Origin of the sequence: Plesiocystis pacifica SIR-1 (assembly GCF_000170895.1) — a bacterium.
In the GTDB taxonomy this organism is placed as follows: Bacteria; Myxococcota_A; Polyangia; order Nannocystales; family Nannocystaceae; genus Plesiocystis; species Plesiocystis pacifica.
The window spans coordinates 54,776-77,792 of record NZ_ABCS01000044.1; the positions used below are offsets into that span (position 1 = coordinate 54,776).

Sequence of the window (23,017 nt, forward strand, 5' to 3'; positions counted from 1 at the left end):
GCATTGCTTATTAGTTTTATTAGTTTTTAAATTTGAAATGTAAGTTTGTTTTGTCATGTTTGTTGAGTGATGCGTCAGTCCATCTCGATGACCTTTCCCTGCCTCTTCGTGCTCGCTTCCCTCGCGACCGCGCCTGCCTGCCTGAGCGATGTGCCCAACGACGACACCTTCGTCGCCGAGGACGAGACCAGCGCCGACGAGGCCCCCGAAGAGGAGACCGAGACCTTCATCCCTTCGGACGACGAAGGGGACGGCCCGATCAGCACCTGCGACCCCTTCGAGCAGGGCTGTCCGGACGGAGAGAAGTGCGTTCCCTATGCCTCGACTGGGGGCAACTGGGACGCGAACAAGTGCGTGCCGGTGCTCGGCGACGGCGCTCCGGGAGACGAGTGCACCTGGGACGGGGCCGTCGAGGCGACGGACTCGTGCGACGCCTCGAGCCACTGCTGGGAGGTCGCCGAGGTCGACGGCATGCTCGTCGGCACCTGCACGTCCTTTTGCGAGGGCTCGCCGGACGATCCGCAGTGCAACCAGGGGACCTCGTGCCTGATCGCCAACACCTCGATCAACCTGTGCGTGCCGAGCTGCGATCCGCTGCTCCAGGACTGCCAGGAGGGCCAGGGCTGCTACTGGGCGGCCAACGGGGACCAGCAGTTCCAGTGCATCTTCCACTCGGGCTCGGAGATCGCCACCGGTGAAGCCTGCGGCTTCATCAACGACTGCCAGCCTTCGAACCTGTGCGCCGACGCGTCGCTGCTGCCCGCCTGCGACGGCTCGTCGTGCTGCGCGAGCTATTGCGAGCTCGGCAACGCGGACTGCGGGGAGGGGACGGAGTGCGTGCCCTTCTTCGAGGACAACACGGCCCCGCCGGAGTACGTCGACGTCGGCGTGTGCATCATCCCTGGCGCCTGAGCGGGGAGCTCGGGCGTGTCACTGGCCGCTCAACGAGCGACGTGCAGGGGAAAGCCGATCTCGTTGAGCGGCCGGTGATCGGGGGTTTGGGCCTTCCACATCAAGGTGGCGTGGTTGGCCGTGTCGCGGACATCCTCGAAGTAGAGGAAGCCGCGCATCTGGGTCCCGGGGAGCAGGGCGCCCCAGGGCAGGGCCAGGCGCCCGAGCTCGCCGTCGGGGGTCGAGATCGTCTCGAAGCGCAGGTCTGCGCCGGGGTCGTAGGGGATGGGGTCGACGGGGGCGCCGGCGGCCTGGGCGGGCACGGCCCGGAACGCGCCTCCGGCGTCGTAGAGGGTGTAGCGGAAGCCCCGGCCGTCCTCGAGGCTGAAGTCCCCGGGGGCGAGCAGCACGGTCTCGCTGCCCATGTTGGAGACCAGCACGTGGACGATGGTCAGATCGTCGGCGTAGGCCGAGTCGCCCGGCCAGGCCTCGGTGGTCAGGACCATGGTCAGGCCGCTGGTATCCCGCGCGATGAGCCGATGAGAGCCGTCGGAGGCGACGAGCTGGCCCGGGCCGGAGCAGGCGGGCAGGGCCGCGAGGGCGGCGACGAGGAGAGCGGAGGAGCCCCAGCGGTCACGCAGCGCGATCACGAGGGCATGCTAGCAGCTGCCCGTTGCGCTTGCCCGGACTCGTTGGCGCAGCCGTGTGCGCGCTCGCCCGGGGTCGCCCGGACGACGTGGTGGATCCCAATGAGGGCGGAGACGGCGACGAGGCGAGCTCGAGCTCGACGTTGACGGACACCGAGGATGACTCGGAGTCGGAGCTGGACGAGGGCTTCGAGTTCGACCTCGGCGAGGGCGACTCCCCTCGCGGGGGCGACTGCAGCACTGCTCGGCGGACGTTCATCAAGTCCTCGATTGCCGGGGCGAGGTGCTCGAGAGCTGCGCGGCCGAGGAGGTCTGCGATGCGCTCGACTGTCCGATGCCCTCGGCCACGCCTTCTTGGTGTCGAGCCAGGACGGGCGGCCAGTCTGGTAGGGTTGCGCCGTGCGACGCATCGCTCCGACTCTCCTGAGCTGTACCCTGCTTTTCTCCCTCGCCTGTGACAAGCCGGCCGAGCCCGCAGCCGAGGGCGCGAAGGCGGACGCCAAGGCAGAGGGGGGCGACGCGAAGGCGGACGCCAAGGCAGACGGGGGCGACGCGAAGGCGGACGCCAAAGCAGACGGGGGCGACGCGGAGGCCGAGGGCGGCGAGCCCGCAGCCGAGGGCGACGCGGGCGCAGCCAAGGACGACACCGTCGGTCTGGGCGGCGTCGTCCGAGCGATCGCCGGGGACACCACGGCCGCCGAAGGGGCCGAGGTCGGCGAGGGCTACGACACCTCTCAGGACGCCGGCGGGCTGATCGGCCACGTCGCCTCGGGCCTGTCCCACGACGAGGCCCTCGAGGGCTCGAAGACCCGCGCCGAGCTCGTGGTGCTGGCGGGCGAGAAGGACAAGTCGCCCTCGGACTCGGCCATCTGCGGCCACGTGTGGGCCGAGGTCTTCGCCAAGGCCTACGCCGACAAGGTCTCGCGCAAGGACGCCTTCGACGAGGACTGCAAGCACGAGGTCGAGAAGGAGCGCGTCAAGCTCGGCGTCGAGATCTTCGCCCAGCACGCCGAGTGCGTGCTCGCGGCCAAGGACCTGGCGGCCCTCGACGTCTGCGACGCCAAGGAGCAGGCCGCGGAGGACCACCTGCACGCCAACCCCCACGGCGACCGCCCCGAGGAGAAGGTGTGCACCGCGGCCGTCGAGCAGATGTTCATCCTCATCTCCCGCGACATGATCGACGACCCCGACATGCTCGAGATCCTCGACGAGGACATCGAGAGCATCAAGGAGGACGCCAAGCTCGCGTGCCGCGACGAGGGCACCAAGGAGGAGCTCGCGTGCATCATGAAGGCCGCGGTGCTCGAGGACCTCGAGGGCTGCGTGGTCAAGCCGGCCGAGTGAGGCCGCGCCCTCGCTGAACGCGAACGAGCCCGGGGCCTGCGCAGGCCTCGGGCTCGTCGCGTTTGAGCACGCGAGGGCACCGCTAAAACGGGCCGTTGTTGAGCCAGCCGTAGATGGCCATCAGGGCCATCGAGACGCTGACCAGAGGGACCACGGCGGCGCGCCAGGGCGCGAGCGTGGGGCTGGGGGTCGGGGCCTTGCCGCGGACGACCGAGATCACCAGCGGGACGGGGAGCGCGAGCTGGATCATCGCCGTGGTGCACAGGGCGAACACGATGGGGTCGGGGAGGTCGAGGACGCCGGTGAAGGCCAGGCCCGCGATCGCCACGTTGGCGACGATGTTGAGCACCAGGCCCCACAGCTTGAGGCGGTAGAGGCCGTAGAGGGCGACGAGCATGAAGCCCGCGCAGGCCAGCAGCGGCAGGGACTCGCTGGCCGAGTGCTCGAGGTGCAGGGCGCCAAAGAGCGCCAGCGACTGGGTGTCGGCGAGGGCCATGACCAGGGTCAGGACCAGGGAGCCGCGGAAGGCCGCGGGGGCGAAGTCCTCGCTGGGCAGGTCGAGGCCGTGGCGCCCGAGGCTGACCAGGCCCATCGCCGAGCCCACGGCCAGCATCGCGCCGAGCTCGAGCTCGCTGCGGCCGCCGGTCATCGAGATCAGCGTGCCGAGGACCAGGTTGGCCCACAGCACCGCGCGGACCAGGAGCTGGCTGGGCAGGTGCGCGCGGAACAGCAGGGCGGCCGAGCCAAACAGCAGCAGCATGGGCATGGCCAGGGGCCAGACGCCGGGATCGTCGAACACGAAGCCCGAAAAGCCGAGCCCCGCGATCACGCAGCCGATGGCGGCGAGGGCCAGTCGGAGGCGGGATGCGGGGCGGGGCGCGGGCTCGCAGGGCTGCGCGGAGCTGTGGGGGTGCTCGAGCGGGGCGAGGGCTTCGTCGGTGACCACGAAGCTCGGGACGTCTACCGCGAACGATCGGTTCCACTGCGCGTTGGTCGCCGTTTTCGCCCCGGTGGGTCGCGTCAGCGCCCGTCTTCGCCGATCCCAAAGTGGCTGGAGAGGGCCCTGTCCACGGCGCGATCGCGCGGATTCCGGCTAGAACAGGCGCCCGTCTCGGATGATCCGCCGGAAGTCGGGCAGGGACTGATAGCCCTCGCGCAGGTCGTAGTCGCGCAGGTCGTCGAGGCGGCTCTGGACGGCGGTGGCGGCCTCCGAGAGCAGCGCCCGGGCCTCGGCCTCCTGCCCGCGGTTGCGCAGCAGCAGCCCGAGGTGGTGGAGGGAGCGGACCCCGTCCAGGGGGGCGGCCCCGGCCCGGATCAGCCGGACCGCGTCGCGCTCGAAGGCGATGGCCGAGTCCTCGTCGTCGGCCATCGCGGCGATGATCGCCAGCACGTGGGCGGCCCGGGCCGTGGCGGTGCGCAGGCCCTCGGCGCGGCCGCGCTCGTAGACCCGGGCGGCGACGGCCTGGGCCTCGACCAGGGCCTCCTCCTCGGGCGGGCTGCCGGGCTCGCCGAGGGCGTGGACCAGGACCTGGGCCAGGCACACCTCGGCGCGCAGCTGGGTCCGGGAGTCGTCGCGCCGGGCAGCCACGCGGGCCGCGTCGACGAGCAGGGTGTGGGCCGACTCGACGTCGCCGAGGTGGGCGACGACGATGCCCAGGCTGACCATGACGTCGTTGAGCAGGCCGGGGTGGCCGATGGCCTCGTGGAGCTCGAGGGCCTTGCGCAGGTGCCGTTCGGCCCGGCGGTACAGGCCGATGGCGGTGTAGGTCAGGCCGAGGTTGGCGAGCTTGACCCCCGTGGCGAAGCGGTCGCCCAGATCCCGGTCGATGGCCAGGGCGGCCTTGAAGCAGTCGACGGCCTCTTGGTAGTGGGTGCTGCGCCCGGCGACCTCGCCGAGGTTGTTGAGGGCCTCGGCCTCGAGCCGGCGGTGGCCGATGCTGCGGGCGAGGTGCAGGGCCTCGCGGAAGGTGTCGCCGGCGGGCTCGAGCCGACCCACGCCCAGCTGCACCCGGCCGATGGCGCGGAGCAGGCGGACGCGCTGGCGCACGCCCTTGGTGTCGTTGCCGCAAAAGTCGAGGGCGTCCTCGGCGATGGTCCGCGCCTCCTCGAATTTGCCCCGGGCGAACATCAGCTCGCTCTCGAGCTCGCCGAGCACGGCCAGGTAGGCCGAGGGCGCGCGCAGGCCGTGGACCTTGGTCTGTAGCCGCGGGACCAGCCGGGTCGCCCGGTGGGTGCGCCCGCACTCGAGGTAAAAGCGGAGCAGGCGCAGCGAGGCCACGACCTGCTTCTCGTCGCCCTCGTCGCCCTCGAGCGCCTCGGCCACGGCGATCAGCTGGCGGATGTCGGCGCCCTGAGCCCGGCGCCGGCCCCAGGCGCGGAGGATGGGCTCGCGCTCGAGCAGGACGTCGAAGCGCCGCGGGTCGTCGTTGTCGAGGGCGCGCAGGGCCTGGGTCAGGTAGTAGTAGGCCTCGACGTTGCCGGCGACGTTCTCGGCGTGGCGGGCCGCTCGCATGGCCGGCACGAAGGCCTCGGCGTAGCGCGCGGCGAACATCAGGTGGTCGGCGATGGGCCCGTCGTCGCGCCCCGGGGTGTAGTCCGCCCGGCGCTGCTTGAGCTCCGCGGCCCGGCCGTGGAGGTGCTCGAGGGAGCCCGGCGGGACCAGGCCCTTGCAGACCTCGTGGAGGCTGACCGTGGAGAAGTTCAGGGGCTCCATGGCCAGGGGCTCGACGCCGTCGCGCTCGATCAGGCTCGCGGCGATCAGCGTGTTGAGGCTGCGCGCGATGGGCTTGGCGGGCTGGTCGAGGAGCTCGGCCAGCTCGGGGGCGCGAAAGCGCCGGCCGAGGATGGCCGCGGCCAGCAGGGTGTCGCGGTCTTCGGGGGCGAGCTCGTCGACGCGGGCCTGGAGCGCGCCCTCGATGCTCGGCGGGAGCTCGATGACGGCCCCGCGGTCGCGCACGACCAGGTGCCGGGCCTGGGCGTTCCAGGCGACCACGCCCCGGTGCAGCAAGGACGCGAGGATCTCCTCGATGAACAGCGGGTGGCCGCCGGTGCGGGCGAGGATGGCCTCGGCCAGCTCCTCGGCCTCGCTGGGGTCTTCGAAGCGGCGCAGGATCATCTCGCGGGCCGCGGTCGGGTCGAGCTCGTGGAGCTCGATGACGGCCACGCGCTCGCGCCGGGCCAGGGAGTCGGCGCGCGGGCCCGGGCGGGCCGTGGACACCCCGAGGATCGGCAGGGCGTGCTGGGACTCGCTCCAGCTCTCGAGCACGCGCAGGCTCGGCTCGTCGATGAAGTGCAGGTTCTCGATGACGATGAGCACCGGCCGGCGCTGGGCGAGGGCGCGGATCAGCCGGCGGATCAGCTTGCCGATGCGCTCGCGCCGGAGCAGGGGATCGAGCTGCTCGCCGATGCGCGCCGCGTTGCCGGCGACCCGGGCCGGGCGCCCGCGCCCGCGCCCGCCGTTGTGGCTGCCGAGGGCCGAGAGCAGAGCCTCGGCGAGCTCGTCGGCCTCGGCCACGCCGTAGTCCCGCAGCTTGCGGGTCACGGTCTCGATGCGGGTCTCGGCCTCGATGCGCAGGAACCGACGCAGCAGGGTCAGGAACACGCCCAGGGGCTGGTTGCGCGTCGACCACTGGCCCACGCCGCGGAGCACCGCGCAGGCCCCCGAGGGCAGGGAGGCGATGAAGCGGTCGAGGACGGCGCGCTTGCCCATGCCGGCGGAGCCGAGGATGACCACGCTGCGCGTCTCGGGCCCGCGGATGGCCTCGGCGAAGTTGTCGCGCAGGGCCTTGAGCTCGAGCTCGCGGCCGTAGAGGTGGCGGCGCCCGACCCAGGTCTGCTTGCTGCGCCGCTCCGCTTCGGACAGCGGCCCGAGGACCGGGGCGACGCGCTGGAAGTCCGCGGCCCAGGGCGAGCCCGCGGCCTCCTCGGGGATCTGCGGGTTGAGCCACTCCTCGGCGCCCAGCCGCCAGCCCCGGCGCAGGCGCTCGACCAGATCGCCGGCGACCATCACCGGCTCCTCGCGGATGTGCTCGGCCACGCGCCCGAGCTGCTCGGCCAGGCCCTCGGGCAGCTCGACGCGGATCGATCCCTCCTCGCTGCGCACCATGGTCACGTGGGTCGCGAGCAGCACGACGCCCAGGTCGATGCCCGGGGCGTACTCGCCGACGCTCTCGCGCAGGGTCAGGGCCACGCGGAGCGCCCGCTCGGCGTCGTCGCCCGCTCCGAGCATGGTCCCAAAGGCCAGCGTCGCGCCGCTCTCGTCGAGGCGGTAGACCTGCGCCTCGCGCTTGAACGCGACGTCGCGGACCAGGTCGAGGAGCGAGGCGACGTCCGGGCGGCGGTCGCCGAACTCCGGGGCGAGCTCGTCGGTCCTGGGGGTGAAGCTGGCGTGCAAGAGCACGCAGCGCCCGGAGCTGCGCATGGCGACGATGGGCTGGGCGCTGTCGCCGACCTCGCGGGTCTCGAGCGCCGAGATGCTGGGGCCCGAGCGGTTGCCCGTGTTGCGCGAGGGGTGGACGGGGGGCTGGGGGCGCTCGTCTTCGCGGTAGGGCGCGAGGAACTGGCTGAGCACCTCGTCGTCGACCACCGGATCGGCGCGGTGGAGGTACTGGGCCAGGGCCGACTGCATCTCGCGGGCCGACTGCCAGCGCTCGTCGAGGTCGCGGGCGAGGGCCTTGTCGACGATGTGCGCGAGCTCGTCGGGCAGGTCGGGGGCGCGCTCGAGGATCGGCGGGATGGGCTGGGTGCGGACGAGCTCGAGGGCCTGCAGGCGGTCGCGGGTGCGGAACAGCAGCTCGCCCGTGAGCAGCTCGTAGAGCACCACGCCGAGGGAGTAGAGGTCCGAGCGCTGGTCCACGGGCTTGCCCATGGACTGCTCCGGAGACATGTAGGCGACCTTGCCCTTGATGGTCTCGAGCTCCGGCGCGGCCTGGCTCTTGTCGCGGCGGTCCCAGACCTTGCGCGTGCGCGCGATGCCGAAGTCGAGGATCTTGACCTGACCCTCGAAGCTGAGCATCAGGTTGTGCGGGCTGACGTCGCGGTGGACGATGTCCAGGGGCGCGCCGTAGTCGTCGCACTTGCGGTGGGCGTAGGCCAGGCCCGAGGCGACCTGGTGCCCGAGGTAGGCCCCGATGACCGCCGGGAAGGCGTCGTCCTCGTGGGCCCGGACCGCGTGGAACAGGCGCATGAGGTCCACGCCCTCGATGAGCTCCATGGCCAGGTAGAAGGTCCCGCGGATCTGACCGAAGTCGAAGACCTGGACGATGTTGGCGTGGTTGAGGCTCAAGGCGATCTTGGCCTCGTCCACGAACATCCGGGTGAAGTCGCGATCGTCCGCGAAGTCCGCGCGGATCTTCTTGATGACGACCCACTTGGTCAGCCCCTCGGCCACGCGAACGCTGGCCCGGTAGACCTCTGCCATGCCGCCCTCGCCGATGAGGCGCGTCAGCACGTAGCGACCAAAAGGTCGTGGGAGCTCTTCGGCCATGGGGAACCCTCGAAACCGGGGTGTATCACCGACGGGCTCCGGCGTCAGGGCCCCAGCGACCGTCGATCTTTCGTGATCGAACACATGCGCCGAGAAGGGGCCAGAAAGCCGAAAGAACGCTGGTCTGGCCCGGAACTCGCCAGCGCTGTAGCGTGACGGGGTGACCATCGTCAGCGCTCAGGGGATCCGACGGACCTACGGCATCCACGAGGTGCTGCGCGGGGCGAACCTGTCGCTGGAGGCCGGGGAGCGCGTGGGCCTGGTCGGCCGCAACGGCAGCGGCAAGTCGACCCTCGCGCGGATCCTCGCGGGCGCGGAGGACCCCGACGCGGGCGAGGTCGTCCGGCGCACCGGCTTGCGCGTGGGCTACCTCGCGCAGGAGCCGGAGTTCTCCCCGGGGCTGCGGGCCGTGGACGCGGTGCTCGCTGGATTGTCCGATTGGACGGCGGCGATGGATCGCTACGAGGCGGTCACCAGCGAGCTGGCCGAAGGTCGGGGCGAGGAGGCGGCCCTGCTCGACGAGCAGACCCGGCTGATCGCGCGCATCGAGACCCTGGGCGGCTGGGAGAAGCGCCACGAGGCCCTGGCCCTCCTCGGCCACGTGGGCGTGCACGACGTCGAGGCGAAGGTCGACTCCATGAGCGGGGGCGAGCGCCGGCGCGTGGCCCTGGCCCGGCTGCTCGTGGCCGCCCCGGACCTGGCGATCCTCGACGAGCCCACCAACCACCTCGACCTGGACACCGTCGAGTGGCTCGAGCGCTGGCTGCGGGAGCGCTACCCCGGGGCGCTGGTGCTCGTGACCCACGATCGCTACCTCCTCGACCGCGTGGCCACGCGCACCCTCGAGGTCGAGGGCGGGGAGGTCTACAGCTACGAGGGCGGGTGGGGGCGCTACCTGGCGGCCAAGGCCGAGCGCGAGGCCCACGCCGACCGCGTCGACGCCAACCGCCGCAACTTCCTGCGCCGCGAGCTCGAGTGGCTGCGGCGCAGGCCCAAGGCGAGGACCACCAAGCAGCGGGCCCGGGTCGATCGGGCCGAGTCCGTGCGCGACGAGGCCGATCAGGCCCGCGCGGCCCGGCGCGATCGGGAAGCGACCATCGAGCTCGGCCACACCCGGGAGGGGCGGATCATCCTCGAGACCGACGATCTGGCCGTGGACGTCGGCGATCGCCGCCTGGTCTCGGGCCTGACCCTGCGCCTGCGCAAGGGCGAGCGCCTGGGCGTCGTCGGGCCCAACGGCTGCGGCAAGACCAGCCTGCTGCGGGCGATGACCGGCGACCTGATACCCGCGGGGGCGGGCGCGAGCGCGGACGAGCCGGCCGAGCCCAAGCCCGAGGACGGGCCGCGGATCGTCGAGGGCGAGCTGCGCCAGGGCAAGCGCACCCGCGTGGCCTTCCTGGACCAGGCCCGCAGCGGCCTCGACGACGGCGAGACCATCTTCGAGAACGTCGGCCAGGGCAGCACCGTCGTCCGCCTGGGCAACCAGGAGCTCGACCTGCGCTCCTACCTCGAGCGCTTTTTGTTCGCCAGCCACGAGCAGCGCCGCATCGTCGGGACCCTGTCCGGGGGCGAGCGGGCGCGGGTGGCCCTGGCCAAGATCCTGCGCGAGGACGCCAACCTGGTCATCCTCGACGAGCCGACCAACGACCTCGACGTGACCACGCTGACCGCCCTCGAGGGGGCCTTGCTCGAGTACCCCGGGGCCGTGCTGGTGGTCACCCACGATCGCTGGTTCCTCGATCGCGTGGCCACGGGCTTGCTGGTGTTCGAGGGCGAGGGCGCCGTGGTCCGCCACGAGGGCGGCTGGGCCGACTACGCCGAGCGGCGCAAGGCGGCCGAGGCGGGCCCGGCCAAGGCCAGCGCCAGCAAGGCGTCGAGCGCCAAGCCCGAGGTCGAGGCCGAGGCCGTTTCGGCCGCCCCCTCGAAGGCGGCGGAGCCCAAGCGCAAGCTGACCTACGGCGAGCAGATCGAGCTCGAGGGCTTGCTCGAGCGCGTCGACGAGGCCGAGCAGCGGGTCGCGGCCCTCGAGGCCGAGCTGGCCGCGGCCGACTTCTACGACCGCAGCGTCCGCGATCAGCAGGCCTTCTTCGCCGATCTGCAGGCGGCCAAGGCAGCCGCCGAGGCCCTCGCCGAGCGCTGGGTCGAGCTCGAGGCCCTGGCGGATTGAATCCTCAGCCTTCGAGCACCGCGCGCAGCTTGTAGGCCAGCTGCTCGCGGGTGAAGGGCTTTTGGAGCAGGTGCTCGTGGCCCGCCTCGGCCCCCTCGCGGACCCGCGCGTCGTCGGTGTAGCCCGTGATGAACAGGACCTTGGCGCGGGGGTGGATGGCGAGCACGGCGTCGCGGACCATGGGCCCGGTGCCCTGGGCGAGGACGACGTCGGACACGAGCAGATCGAGGCGCTCGAGGGCCGCGGCTCGCTGGGCGGCCTCCTCGGGGTCGGCCGCCGCGACCACGCGATAGCCGAGCTGGCCGAGGGTCCGGGTCAGGGTCCGGCGCACGGCGTCTTCGTCTTCCACGAGCAGCACGCGCTCGTCTCCGCCGGGGACCGTGGCTTCGCCCGCGGACGCCAGGTGGCCCTGGGCCTCGGCTTCGGGATCGAGCAAGCGGGGCAGGCGGACGAGGAAGCGGCTGCCCTCGCCCGGCGCGGTCTGGACCTGGACCGAGCCCCCGCTCTGGGTCACGATGCCGTGCAGCGTCGCCAGGCCCAGCCCCGTGCCCATCGCCTTGGTGGTGAAGAAGGGGTCGAAGATGCGCGCGGCGACCTCGGGGGTCATGCCGGTGCCGGTGTCGGCGACCTCGAGCAAGACCTCGAACTCGGGCGGGTCGGTCCAGCTGGTCGTCAGCGTCAGCGTGCCCCCGCCAGGCATGGCGTCGCGGGCGTTGATCGCCAGGTTCATGACGACCTGCTCGAGCTGCCCAGGGTCGGCGAGCAGCCAGCAGGGGTGCTCGCTCAGGGCCAGCTGCAGGTGGATGTGCTCGCCGAGCACGCGGGTCAGCAGCTGGGCGAGCTCGCGGACGAGGGCGTTGAGCTCGACGGCGACGGGCTGGAGCACCTGCTTGCGGCCGAAGGCGAGCAGCTGCCGGGTGAGCCGGGAGGCGCGGGCGGCCGCGGCCTCGATCTCGTCGAGGGAGGGGCCGACGTCGAGGCCGTCCTCGAGGTCGAGGCGGGCCAGCTCCGTGGAGCCGGTGATGATCGTCAGCAGGTTGTTGAAGTCGTGGGCGACGCCCCCGGCGAGGGTGCCGATGGCCTGGATCTTCTGGGAGTGGAGCAGCTGCTGCTCGAGGTCGCGGCGCTCGGTGATGTCGCTCGACATCATGATCACGTGGTCGTGGCTGGCCGCGGGCGGGCGCGCGTCCTCGCTGGCGTGGGCGATGGCGCCAAAGCGCAGCACGTGGGTGCGGGCCCTGGCCGCGCGGCCGAGGCCGGGGAAGGCAGGCATGATCGCCTCGCACTCGCTCATCTGTCCGGTCTCGAGGGTGACCGCGATGGCCATGGCCAGGTTCTGGCGTGACTCGACCGCGAACAGCTCCTCGACGGGGATCGGCGGCGGCGCGTCCTCGGGACCCGCGCTGGGGTCGACGCCGAGGGCCTTCGCCGCGGCCTCGAGCAGGGCAGGGCGGTTGCACGCGCGCACGCGGTGCTGGCGATCGAGGATCATGACCAGGTCGGGGGCGCTGTCGATGAGCGCCCGCCAGCGCTGCTTTTGCGCTTCGACGGTCTCCAGCGCGCGCTCGAGATCGGTGATCAGCTCGCCCTTTTGACGCGCGTCTCGTTCGGCGCCGAGGCGCGCGGTCTCGTCGAGGAGGTGGACCAAGATCGCGTGCTTGCCGGTGACCGGATCGATGGTCCACAGCGCCTCGAGGGCGTAGGTGCGCAGCTGGCGAGAGAGCCGTGAGCTCAGCTGCGCGCGGTGGGTGCGGCGGTGCTCGCCGACGGCGAGGATGGCCTCGACCGCGCCGGGCTCCTCGAACCACTCGCGCAGGGGCGCCTCACCGAAGGCCTGCAAGAGCGCGCGGTTTCGGCTCAACACCTCGCCCGTCAGCGACAAGGACGCGACCCCGACGTTGATGTGGCGGACAGACTCGGCTCCGCGCAGGATCGCGGGATCGACGGGCTCGGGCAGGGGGAAGGCCTGCTGCAACAACAAAAAGCCCAGGCCGTGCGGCGCCCCGTCGAAGCCGGACAAGAAGATGCGGACTCTCCTGGGCACCCCCTTGGGGTAGAGGGTCCAGTCCATCTCGAAGTAGGGGCGAGCGCCGCTTTGCAACTGCTCACACCAATCGCGAAGCTGGGCCACGGTCGATTCCGTGATGTTGAAATCGCGCTCCCGGAGCTCCTGCACGTCGCTCGCGTCCCACAGCTCCAGCCCGGGCTCGTTGGTCCACAGGATGTTGAAGGGCGGCTGCGTGTTGCTGATCCACGTGGGGACGGGGGACAGCGAGAAGCTAGCCAGCCGGTTTTCGAGGGCCGAGAGGTCGTCGATGCCTGTCCCTTTGGTCATCCTCGATCCGCTCACTCGGGCGCGATCGCAAATCGTATGGGGACACTCGATTGTCAACCCATGATCCGCTCGAAGTTTATATCCTATGTCGCGCGTCATGTCCGATCCTCTGCAGCTTCACACCACCCCCCCGCTCTGGGGCATGCCCTCCATCAGCCCCGCCTGTTCCAAGCTCGAAACCTGGTTTCGGATGGCCGGCGTCGAGTACGAGAAGCCGCCGCTGGCCTTCCAGGAGGCGCCGAAGGGCAAGATTCCCTTCGTCGTCATCGGCGGCGAGCGCATGGGCGACTCGACCTTGATCATCGAGCACATGCGCGAGACCCGAGGGATCGATCTCGACGCCCCATTGTCTCCGCGGGAACGCGCCATCTCCACGGCCTTCCGGCGCATGCTCAAAGAGAACACCTACTGGGCGATCATTCGCCACCGCTACTTCGTGGACGAGAACTGGGAGCAGTACCGCGGCATCGTGGGCGGGCTGCTCGCGCCTGGCGCTCCGGACGAGGTGAAGGCTCAGGTCGCCGAGGGCATCAAGGCCGGGGCCGACTCGGACGCGCGCGGTCAGGGCTACGGCCGGCACACCCTCGAGGAGGCCAAGGTGCTCTACCGCCACGACCTGCAGGCCGTGTCCGACCTGCTCGGCGACAACGAGTGGATGATGGGCCACGACGCGCCCACGGTCCTCGACGCGACCGCCTTCGCCTACGTCGGCAGCTTCGCGTGCGCGCCCTTCGACGACGACATGGGCCGCTTCGCCAAGGGCCTGACCAACCTCGTCGCGCACTGCGATCGCATGCGCGCGCGCTACTTCCCGGAGCTGGTCGAGGCCGAGAGCTGACCGCGCGAACGCCCGGAGGCTCAGAGGCTCAGAGGCCGTAGATCACCAGGTTGTCGAAGCGCGTCGGCGCTTCCCAATTGTTGAACGCGAAGTGCTCCTGCCCCGGGCCGAGCAGGGGATCGGCGTCGACGAACTCAGCGACGAGCTCGCCGTCGATCTCCCAGCGAATCTCGCCGCCGCGGCGGGTGATCGCGATGTGGTAGCGGCGCTCGGGCTCGACCTTGGGCTGCTTGACGGCGACGCGGTCGTCCCCGTGTTCGTCGCGCCGAGCGATGACGTTGAGGGCGTTGTTCCAGCCGCCGAAGATCAGCACGTAGCCCGTCGCGGTGTAGCTGGCCGTCGTGGCGAAGCTCTGCCCGTCGCCGGCGAGCTCGACCTTGACGTCGCCCTCGTCGGTCTCGGCCCAGGCGTCGAACTCGACGCGCACGTCCGCGGGCAGGGGCTGGCGCAGCCACACGGGGTGGTTGTGGAGATCGGCCAGGCGCAGGGCGCCGCGCTCGAGGGTCGCGCCCGGCCCGGTGGTCTGCCAGTCCTTGCCGAGGGCGGCGCGGTCGAAATTGTCGGTGAACAGGACCTCGGCGCTGTCGGTGCTGGTCGAGTAGGTGCGCGGGACCTCGCCGCAGCTCGAGCACGCGGCCGCGAGCAGGACGCCGAGGGTCAGCGAGGGGAGCGAGGTCGAGGTCACCATGTGCGGGCGGCGGGGTCGGGGGCCAAGAGCGCGGCGAGGCGCTCGGCCCAGGCCGCGTCGGTCCCGGCCTTGGTCAGGAGCTCGGCGGCGAGGGGGCGCGGATCGAAGTTGGGATCGAGGCGGTCGAAGTCCCGGGGCAGGGGCGCGGGCGCGATGGCCAGCTCGAGCAAGACCACGCCGGCGCCGAACAGGTCGCTGGCCGGGCTGGCTCGGCCGCCGGCCTTGAGCTCCGGGGCGAGGTAGCGGAGGGTGCCGGCCTGGCTGCGCCGGGCGCCCTTGGGGGCGGGGGCCGGGGCGCCCTCGCCGATCGCCAGGCCAAAGTCGGCGAGGGCGATGGGCGAGCCGGCCCGGGACTCGCGCACGAGGATGTTGGCCGGCTTGATGTCGCGGTGCACCGCCCCGGCCGCGTGCACGGCCGCGAGCGCCAGGCGCAGCTGCTCGCCGACGGCGTCGAGGTGCCGCGGGGTCAGCAGGCGGCGGCGCATGGCCAGGCGCAGGTTGCCCCCGCGGCACAGCTCGAGGGCGACGAAGCGGTGGCGGGGCTGGACGTCGAGGAGGGCGACGACGTGGGGGCTGCGGACCCGGGCGAGGGTCTCGGCCTCGGCGAAGAAGCGGGCCTCGACGACCCGGGCGGACACGCCCTCGGCGCGGGTCCGCCGGGCCTCGTCGCCGAGCAGGCGCTTGAGCGCGACGCTGCGGCCCACCCGGCGGTCGTAGGCCTCGTAGACGACGGCGTGGCGCCCCCGCCCGAGGGGGCGGCCGAGCTCGTAGCGATCCAGGCCCACGCCGCCGGCGAGCTCGAGCTCCTCGAGGCCGTCGAGCAGGGACAGGCCGCGGCTGCGGTGCTCCGTGGACAGGCCCCGGCGCTCGAGCTCCCTGGCGCAGGTCGACCACCCGCGCAGGGCCCGGGCGTGGTCGACGTCGATGGCTAGCACGGCCTCGAAGTGGCGCATGGACTCGCCGAGCTCGCCGAGCTCGAGCAGGTGCTCGGCGAGCATCAAGTTGGTCGAGACCTCGAGCTCGAAGCGGCCGGCCCGGGTCGCGGGCTCCCGGGCGCCCGCGAACGCGGCCGCGGCGAGGATGGCCCGGCCCAGGGCGACGCCGAGCTCCGGGGCGAGGGCGTCGAGGAGCTCGCTGGCCAGGCGCAGGGCGAGGTCGAGGCGCGGGGTCTGGCCGAGGGCGTCGGCGACGAGCACGATGGCGCCGCGCAGGTAGCCCTCGTGGCTCAGGGCGCGCAGCTGGGTGTCGATCTGGGGCAGGGGGCGCTGCTCGTCGAGGGCCTCGGCGAAGCGGGCCAGGCCCTCGTACTCGTCGATGGTCGTCGCGCCCTCGCTGAACTCGGCCACGATCGCGCCGGTGGCCTCGACCAGCGGGCTGGCACGAGGCCCGCGCTCCCAGGGTGAGGCCCACGGGGAGGCGGCGTCGGCCTCGGCCCGGGCGAGGCGCGAGCGGTGCCAGCTGCCCGAGCGCGACGCGTTGAGCCCTCCCGAGTCGATCCGGGCGTGGGGGCGCTCCGGGGCGGCCTCGAGCTCGTCGAGCCACGCCCGCGCCGCGGCTTCGTCGGCCGGGTCGAGCACTTCGTCGTCGTCGAGATCGCCGAGTCCAGTCATGGCGCTCAGAGACTGTGAATGAATTCGCAGTTCCTGTCTATTTCGACCGCCGAGGACGACGCCCTCAGAGCCGCAGCTCCTCGATCTCGAGCTCGAGGCGCTCGCCGCCCGGCGTGGTCAGCTCGACGCGGTCGCGCACGAGCACCTCGATGGCCGTGCCGACCCCCGCGGGCACGCCGTCGAGGCTCAGCCGGACCTGGGGATCGGGGAGCAGCTCGAGGTGATCGCCGTCGAAGCGCAGGCGCAGGGGGAGGGGCGCCTCGGGGCTCGGCCACAGCGGGCCGCCGACGGGCAGGAAGAGGGTCCAGGCCGTGTTCAGGGTGGTCGGCGGGGCGTCCACGGAGGCCTCGCGCACGAGCGCGACCGGGCGCGGGTCGGCCTCGAGCACGCGCACGGCCAGGTCGAAGCTCGCGGCGATGCCCAGGGCGAGCTCGACGGGCGGATCGTCGGCGCCGGTGAGCGCGGCCTCGTCGAGCAGGGGCCAGTCTTCGCCGGGCGCGAGGGGCAGGCCGTCGACGAAGGTGCCCGCGCGCGAGCCGAGGTCGCGGGCGACCAGGGTCGGCTCGCCCTCGGGGGCGGTGGCCTGGGCGAGCTCGGCGTGCTCCCGGGACAGGGCGGGCCCGCTCACGGACAGCTCGCACTGGGGGCCCCGGCCAAAGCGCAGCGCGGGCCGCCCGACGACGCGGACCACGGTCTCGTCCTCGCTCGAGCGCACGCGCAGGCTCAGGGCCCGGCCGCGGATCATCCGGCGCTCGAGCTCGGCGAGGGTCTGGGCGAGGCCGCCGGGCAGGACCTCGCCCTCGCGCTCGGCGAGGGCGCGCTGCTCGAGCAGCATGGAGTGGGCGAGGCGTCGACGCCCGGCCTCGAGGACGGCGGCGATCTCGTCTTCGAGGGCTCGCTGGGCCCGCTGGGCGTCGTCCCGGGCCTCGAGGCGCTCGTGGATGGCCTCGAGGCGCTCGATCTCGCCGCCGGCGGTGTAGGCCTCGGCGGCCTGGCGGAGCAGGCCGAGGTGCTCGTAGATCCGGCCGGCCTGGGCCGGTCGCTCGCCCTCGACGAGGGCCCCGGCGGCCTCGAGCAAGAGGGCGCGGCGTCGGGTGCCGGGGGGCAGGGCGCTGGCGATGGTCACCAGGGTCTCGCCGAGGGCCCGGTGCAGCGCCTTGCCCTGCTCGCTGTCCGAAGGGTTCCGGGCACAGCCCTCGCGCAGCACGGCCAGGCGCTGGCTCTCGTCGCGGAGGGTGTCGGCGTGCTCGAGGCGCAAGCTCGCGGCCTGGGCGTGCTCGCCGACGTACTCGAACATGCGGGCGGCCTCCTGGAGCTCGCCGGCCTCCTCGAGGGCGAGGGCGGCTCGGAGCTGGGCGCGCTCGCGCGGTCGCTCGCGCCGGACGACGAGTTCGCCGCGCTCGGGCGCCTCGGGATCGAGCTCGTTGCTGGGGCCGGACACCGAGGGCGCATGGTAGCTCGTTTGGACAGGCAGACCGTGGCCAGGGTCGCAGCGCCGCAGAGTCGACGGTCTCGGGGGCGCCAGGGCGAGGCGGGGCAGGGGGCCTGGCGGGGGCGAGCGGGTGCGGAGTTCGGGCTCGGGATGTGAGCTTGCTTGGGCGGGATCACCATCCCCCCAGGCTCGGCAGTGCGCCCGCGGGCCGGGCGGACCCCCTCGGCCTGCTATGCTCCGCGCGATGGCGAGAGCCCTGCTCGAGCCGGTCGCCGCCGGTCAAACGCGATTCCGCATGCAGGGGCTCACGCCCGACGCGCGCGGCATCGCCGTGGGCCGGGAGGCGCTGGTGGTGTTCCAGTCCCTCGACCGTCTGGTCTCCTTCCTCGGTGCCTACAGCGTCGAGGCGAGCCTCGACGTGTTGTTGCCCAGCATGACCCTCGAGCGCGGGCGCGCGACCGTCGGCGGCGGGGTCGTGCTGCTGCTGCGCTGCGAGGCGGCCGACGGCTACGCCCTCGATCGCCTGAGCCGCCTGGCCGGGGCCGCGCGCAGCCAGCTCTACGCCGGCGCGGGCTCGGTGTTCGTGCGCTACCGGGAGTCCGCGGCGCCCTTTGGCTACGACCTCGCGGCGTCCCTGGCCGAGCTGCTCGCGGAGGTGCGCGGCGGGGCCGGGCCCGACCCGAGCCGCGGCACCGGGCTGACCGTCGACGAGGTCGCCGTGGTCGACCACGACTTCGCGTCGATCTACCGCAGCGCCGAGCGCATCGACCCCATCAGCCTCATCCAGCGCCTCGAGCTGCGCCAGCGCCCCCTGCCGCTGACCGGCCTGGCCAGCGACCCCGAGCTCGCCGGGCTCCGCGACATGGCCCTGGTGCTCGTCGCCCCGGGCATCGCCGAGCGCGTGCTGGCCTACCTGTGGCGCAAGGAGGTCCCCATGGCCGGCGTGCGCGTGACCCTGTCCGAGGATCGCCGTCCGAGCCTGCTGCTGCGCCTGCGTCAGCCCCGGGGTCGGCTCCTCGACGTGCTCCGCCCCATCCCCGGCGTCGAGCTGCTGGTCCCGGTCTCGCCCCGGGCCGCCGTCGAGGTCGGCTACGTCCACCCCATCCACCTGGCCTCGGCGAGCTCGTGCCTGCCCGGCGACGAGATGTACCTGTTCCGCGGCCGCGCCGGCCGGGTCGAGCGCATCGACGGCGCGCCGCGCTTCGTCGACGGCCGCTACCTCGTGCAGACCGAGGTGCACCTGCGCGAGGCCGAGTTCGAGGTCGATCCCGTGGAGATGCGCGACGCCGGTCAGCTGCGCATCGACCTGCGCCTGCAGCCCTCGTCGCGGGTCCGCGAGCCCCGGGCGACCCTCGTGCCCTGGGCGCAGATCGAGTACCTGCGCCGGCTCATCTACCTGATCCCCCCGAGCGCCCTGGCGGCCGCGCGCATGGTGCCGCTGCGCGACGGCCTGATGGTGCTGTCCGGCGGCGGTCGCCGGGGTGACGGGCGCACGCTCTCGGCCGGGACCGTCCTGCCCCTGGGGCAGCGCTTCGCCGAGGTCGCCCCGGGCGTGCTGATCCCCGACGGCCAGGAGCTGTGGCCGCGCCTGCGCCCGCAGCTGGTCCGCGAGCTCTTGAACCTCGAGGGCGACGACTACGCGGTGTTCCTGGCCCCGGGCAGCGACCCCATCCACATCGCCGACGAGCAACTCCTGGCCCTCGACGCCGCCGTGGTCGGCACCCTCGAGACCCAAGAGGCCGCCCTCGTCGAGCCCAGCTTGCCCGCCCTCGAGCCCGGCTCGGTCAGCAACGAGCGCCTCGGTCGCTTCGCGCTGTGGGGCTTTCGCAGCCAACAGGACTCCTGAGTGTCGAACCTGCCGGCCCACGAACCCGACGCGTCTTCGGGTGACTCTTCGGACGCGGGACAGCGGCGCCTGGGCCCGGTCTCGGCCCCGCCGATGGCGACCCTGCCCGGCTTCCTGGCCCGCTTCGTCGTGCCCTTGCTGGGCGGCCCCGGCGTGGGCGGGGACGGCCACTGGGTCGAGGTCCACGCGCCCATGTCCGCGACCGATCGCGAGGCCATGCTCGCGTCCAAGGGCTCCGGGGCGCTGCTGAGTAGCGAGTTCTCGACCCTGCGCACGCGCGCGGCCCAGCGCCTGGTCGCCGAGCCGCACCTGCCCGACCCCAACGTCGACGAGCTCTCGCTGTGGCTGGGCCTGCACGGCGTCCTGGCCCTCGACCACCCCGACATCAGCCGGGTGTGGACGCGGTCCAAGACCTGGCAGCGGGTCGAGACCGAGACCCGCGCGCTGCTGGCCTTCGCCCGCCCCCGGGCCATGGACGAGGCCCTCGCGCGACACCTGGCCGTCGGCGCCTTCCTCGAGCTGCGCCGCGTCGATCACATCGTCGCCACGCCCGACGGCGAGCTGCGCTACCGCGGCCAGGCGCCGCCGCGTCGGCGCTTTAGCCTGTTCGGTGCCGATCCCGTCGACGTGCGCAGCGAGTCCGTGCGGTGGATCGAGCGTCCGCACCGGGCGGCGGTCCAGCGCCTGCTGCCCGACGTGATGTGGGTCAGCCCGTTGACGGCGCTGCTCGCCCCGGGCTGGGCGCCGCCGGGCTGGTCGCCGCTGATGGCCGCCACCTTCCTGCGCAGCCGCCCCTACGCCCGGGCCGTGTGCCACACCTGGGCCCGGGAGCGCGAGTGGGTGCGCCTGGGCGGCATCGTGGCCGGGAGCTTGCTGCGGACCCTCGAGCTCGTCGCGGAGGTGTTCGCCGACAAGCCCGGCCCTGGCGTGCCCGGGGTGGTCGCGGCCATGCGCCGCGACGCTGGCGAGGGCAGCTCCGACGAGGGCGCTCCCGAGACAGGAGAGGCAGGGGAGGCGGGAGAGCCCGAGGAGGGCGCCCGCCTGGCCCTCCCGGCGCCCAAGGTCGAGTTCGACCGCCACGACGTCGGCGCGGTGCTCGGGGCCCTCATCCACCTCCACCTCATCAAGGTCCTCGAGTTCGACGCGCGCATCAGCATCGGCCTGAGCGCCCGCGACTGGGCCGTCCAGACCTTCCTCGCCCTGCCCCTGTTGCTGTCCCGACTCGAGCCCGTGCTCGGCAGCCCCCTCGACGAGCTCGCCCTCGCCGACGAGAGCTTCGCCCGGCGCTGGGAGGAGTACCGCGAGCACCTCGCGGGCCTGGTCCCGCGCACCGTCGTCGAGAACCTGGTGGCCACCCTCGTCCAGCGAGTAGTACAAAGGCATCCCCAATGACCCAGCCCCCGAACCCCTTTGCCAAGAAGCCCGGCGCGAAGCCGCCAGCGAAGCAGCTCGCCATCCCCGAGCTCGCCCGGCGCCTGCAGGACGGCGCGCGTCGACTCGAGGCTCAGTTCCTCGGCAAGGAAGAGATGATCCGGCTGCTGTTCGTCTCGGCCGTGGCCGGCGAGCACATGGTCATGGTCGGCCCCCCGGGCACGGCCAAGAGCGCCCTGGTCCGGGCCTTCGCCGACACCATCGAGGCGACCTACTACGACTACCTGCTCACGCGCTTCACCGAGCCCAACGAGCTGTTCGGCCCCGTGGACATCCAGGCCTTCCGCCAGGGCAGCTACCGCCGGCGCATCGAGGGCATGCTGCCCGAGGCCGAGATCGCCTTCCTCGACGAGATCTTCAAGGCCAACAGCGCCATCCTCAACAGCTTGCTGGGCGTGCTCAACTCGCGCCGCTTCTCCCACGGCAACACCACCGTGGACGTCCCGCTGATCTCGATGTTCGCGGCCAGCAACGAGGTCCCCAACGACGACGCCCTGTCGGCGCTGTTCGACCGCTTCTTGCTGCGCGTGCGCGTGGACTACCTCGACAGCTACCAGTTCCGCGGGCTGCTGCAAAAGGGCGCGGCCCTCGAAGCCGCGGCCCTCGAGCAGCGCGACAGCGCAGGCGCGGAGCTGCCCAAGGCGAGCGTGTCGGCGAGCGACCTGGTCGCCGTCCAGCGCCAGTTCGGCCGGCTGCTCGAGACCATGGACGAGGAGTTCCTGGCCACCTACAAGGGCCTGGTGTTCCAGATCCGCTCCGAGGGCATCAACCTCTCGGACCGCCGCGTGGTCAAGATGCTCAAGCTGTTCGCGGCCTCGGCGGTGTTCGACGGCCGCGAGCAGGTCAACGACGCCGACTTCTTCGTGCTCCGCCACGTGTGGAACACCCCGGAGCAGCAGGACATCCTCCAGGAGATCGTCGGCCCCATCCTCGATCGCTGGTACGAGCAGCACCCGGAGCAGCAGCGCATCGGCGCGACCCCGACCAACCTCCAGGACCTGCTCGAGGAGCTCCGCATCATCCGCGAGACCCTGGCCAGCGTCGAGGTGCTCTCGGACATGCAGCTGTTCAGCCAGCTGCGCAACCTCGGCGACATCAAGGCCGCCCTCCAGCGCATGTCCGACAACCCGGCGGCCGCGCGCATGGTCGGCGAGGTCGACAAGCTGCTCGAGACCCTGTTCTCGAGCAGCCGCTTCGTCTGAGGTCGGTGTAGGGGAGCACCGAGAGCTTGGCCGACGACGATCAGCGCGAGGGCGAAGAGGCCGGGGCCAGCAAAGCGGCCGCGGACGGCCCCGATCGGGCAAACGAGGGCGAAGGCGAGTCCCGCACCCCGCGGGAGCTGCTGCCCATCCTCGAGCGTCAGGTCGCCGGCCTGGCCCTGAGCGAGCTCGAGGGCGTGGGCCCCATGGCGCTGATGCGGGCGGTGGCCTGGCACAACGTGCTCGCGCGCCTGGGCCTGTCCGTGCCGCTGGTCGTCGTCCACGACATCGGCTGCTTGATGTGCGGCCTGGGCCGGCCGGCGCAGGTCAGCCAGGGGGCAGGGGACCCGCGCCTGGGCGAGGCCTGGCGCCAGCTGCTGGTCGAGCTGTCGGAGACCGAGCTGATGCGCATGGCCGCGGCGTGGAAGCACCGCGACCCCATGGTCGGGGTCGTGCTCGCGCGCATCCTCGCCAGCGTCAACCCGCAGCTGCCCGAGGAGGCCCGGGTCGTCCGGCCCCAGGAGCTGCCCGTCGACGTGGTCCAGTACGCGCGCATCGATCCGCGCTCGGCCTTCACCCGCTACGAGCAGGACCAGGCCGTCGCCTGGATCCGCACGATGTGCACCCATCGGCTGCTGCCGATCCTCGAGACCGAGCAGATCGACGTCGACGCCCTGCGCCTGCTCGGCCTGTTCCGCGCCGGGGCCTCGGGGGTCGGCGGGGTCGACCTGGCCGATCTGTACAACGTCATCTTGTCGCCGCAGCTCGCCGACGTGATCGACTTTAGCCTCGAGCTGCTGCCCTCGCTGCTCGAGGTCCGGCGCGAGATGGGCCAGCAGACCTTCGGCATCGACGGCATCGCGTCGATCGAGCGCGTGGGCCACATCGACAACCTGGTCCTGACCCAGCTGGCCTACGACGACGAGGTCTTCGAGCAAAAGTTCGTCGACCGCGAGCTGTTCTACTACACCCACGAAAAGCAGTACGAGAACGAGCGCCGGGTCCACTACGTGCTCGTCGACGGCAGCGCGTCGATGCGCGGCGTCCGGGAGGTGTTCGCCCGCGGCCTGGCCCTGGCGCTGTGCAAGCGCCTGGCCCTGCTCG

Annotated in this window: 14 protein-coding genes and 1 pseudogene; 8 read left to right on the plus strand and 7 right to left on the minus strand. The window is 72.4% G+C overall.

All coding sequences use genetic code 11. From position 1 onward, the window contains the following. Window positions 1–108: 108 nt before the first annotated feature. The gene (locus tag PPSIR1_RS21800) at window positions 109–912 is read left to right on the plus strand and encodes a ribulose phosphate epimerase (protein WP_232296526.1); all 804 of its coding nucleotides are present in this window, start codon (window positions 109–111) and stop codon (window positions 910–912) included. A gap of 29 nt (window positions 913–941) precedes the next feature. On the opposite strand, the gene PPSIR1_RS21805 is transcribed toward PPSIR1_RS21800, so the two are convergent. After that, window positions 942–1,541 carry a hypothetical protein gene (locus PPSIR1_RS21805; protein WP_006973324.1) on the minus strand — a complete coding sequence of 200 codons (600 nt, stop codon included), beginning with the start codon at window positions 1,539–1,541 and terminating at the stop codon, window positions 942–944. A gap of 396 nt (window positions 1,542–1,937) precedes the next feature. On the opposite strand from PPSIR1_RS21805, the gene PPSIR1_RS21810 reads away from it, so the two are divergent. Next, window positions 1,938–2,882 (plus strand): hypothetical protein, encoded by a 945-nt coding sequence (locus tag PPSIR1_RS21810; protein ID WP_006973325.1) that lies wholly within the window; start codon window positions 1,938–1,940, stop codon window positions 2,880–2,882. A gap of 82 nt (window positions 2,883–2,964) precedes the next feature. Here PPSIR1_RS21810 and PPSIR1_RS21815 read toward each other — a convergent pair whose 3' ends face one another. Further along, complete coding sequence (locus tag PPSIR1_RS21815) at window positions 2,965–3,828, minus strand: hypothetical protein (RefSeq protein ID WP_006973326.1); 864 nt, start codon at window positions 3,826–3,828, stop codon at window positions 2,965–2,967. A gap of 147 nt (window positions 3,829–3,975) precedes the next feature. Further along, a complete protein-coding gene (locus PPSIR1_RS21820; RefSeq protein WP_006973327.1) occupies window positions 3,976–8,367 on the minus strand; it encodes a serine/threonine-protein kinase in 4,392 nt (1,463 codons plus the stop codon). 160 nt (window positions 8,368–8,527) lie between these two features. On the opposite strand from PPSIR1_RS21820, the gene PPSIR1_RS21830 reads away from it, so the two are divergent. After that, window positions 8,528–10,534, plus strand: a complete 2,007-nt coding sequence (locus tag PPSIR1_RS21830; protein ID WP_006973328.1) for an ABC-F family ATP-binding cassette domain-containing protein — start codon at window positions 8,528–8,530, stop codon at window positions 10,532–10,534. 4 nt (window positions 10,535–10,538) lie between these two features. Here PPSIR1_RS21830 and PPSIR1_RS43455 read toward each other — a convergent pair whose 3' ends face one another. Then, window positions 10,539–12,869, minus strand: coding sequence for an ATP-binding protein (locus PPSIR1_RS43455; RefSeq protein ID WP_006973329.1), 2,331 nt, complete (start codon window positions 12,867–12,869; stop codon window positions 10,539–10,541). A 97-nt stretch (window positions 12,870–12,966) separates the two neighbouring features. Here PPSIR1_RS43455 and PPSIR1_RS48130 point away from each other — a divergent pair, with 97 nt between their 5' ends. Further along, a complete protein-coding gene (locus PPSIR1_RS48130; protein ID WP_198154582.1) occupies window positions 12,967–13,707 on the plus strand; it encodes a glutathione S-transferase family protein in 741 nt (246 codons plus the stop codon). 28 nt (window positions 13,708–13,735) lie between these two features. Here the strand turns inward: PPSIR1_RS48130 and PPSIR1_RS21845 are convergent, their stop codons facing one another. The 3 genes from PPSIR1_RS21845 to PPSIR1_RS21855 form a co-directional block, all read right to left on the minus strand. Further along, window positions 13,736–14,395 carry a hypothetical protein gene (locus tag PPSIR1_RS21845; RefSeq protein WP_006973331.1) on the minus strand — a complete coding sequence of 220 codons (660 nt, stop codon included), beginning with the start codon at window positions 14,393–14,395 and terminating at the stop codon, window positions 13,736–13,738. Beyond that, window positions 14,389–16,005: a protein kinase domain-containing protein gene (locus PPSIR1_RS43460; protein ID WP_006973332.1), complete on the minus strand. Its 1,617-nt coding sequence runs from the start codon at window positions 16,003–16,005 to the stop codon at window positions 14,389–14,391. The genes PPSIR1_RS21845 and PPSIR1_RS43460 overlap by 7 nt, the downstream gene beginning before the upstream one ends. A 64-nt stretch (window positions 16,006–16,069) precedes the next feature. Continuing rightward, complete coding sequence (locus PPSIR1_RS21855) at window positions 16,070–17,446, minus strand: FHA domain-containing protein (protein WP_006973333.1); 1,377 nt, start codon at window positions 17,444–17,446, stop codon at window positions 16,070–16,072. Window positions 17,447–17,681: 235 nt separating this feature from the next. Between PPSIR1_RS21855 and PPSIR1_RS21860 the strand changes: the two genes are divergently transcribed. The 4 genes and pseudogenes from PPSIR1_RS21860 to PPSIR1_RS21875 all read left to right on the plus strand — a co-directional run. After that, window positions 17,682–19,283, plus strand: a complete 1,602-nt coding sequence (locus PPSIR1_RS21860; protein ID WP_157595817.1) for a hypothetical protein — start codon at window positions 17,682–17,684, stop codon at window positions 19,281–19,283. Beyond that, window positions 19,284–20,675, plus strand: coding sequence for a hypothetical protein (locus PPSIR1_RS21865; protein WP_157595818.1), 1,392 nt, complete (start codon window positions 19,284–19,286; stop codon window positions 20,673–20,675). Beyond that, window positions 20,672–21,916, plus strand: a complete 1,245-nt coding sequence (locus PPSIR1_RS21870) for an AAA family ATPase (protein ID WP_006973336.1) — start codon at window positions 20,672–20,674, stop codon at window positions 21,914–21,916. The genes PPSIR1_RS21865 and PPSIR1_RS21870 overlap by 4 nt, the downstream gene beginning before the upstream one ends. A 26-nt stretch (window positions 21,917–21,942) precedes the next feature. Further along, window positions 21,943–23,017, plus strand: a pseudogene (locus PPSIR1_RS21875) (hypothetical protein); the annotation flags it as partial.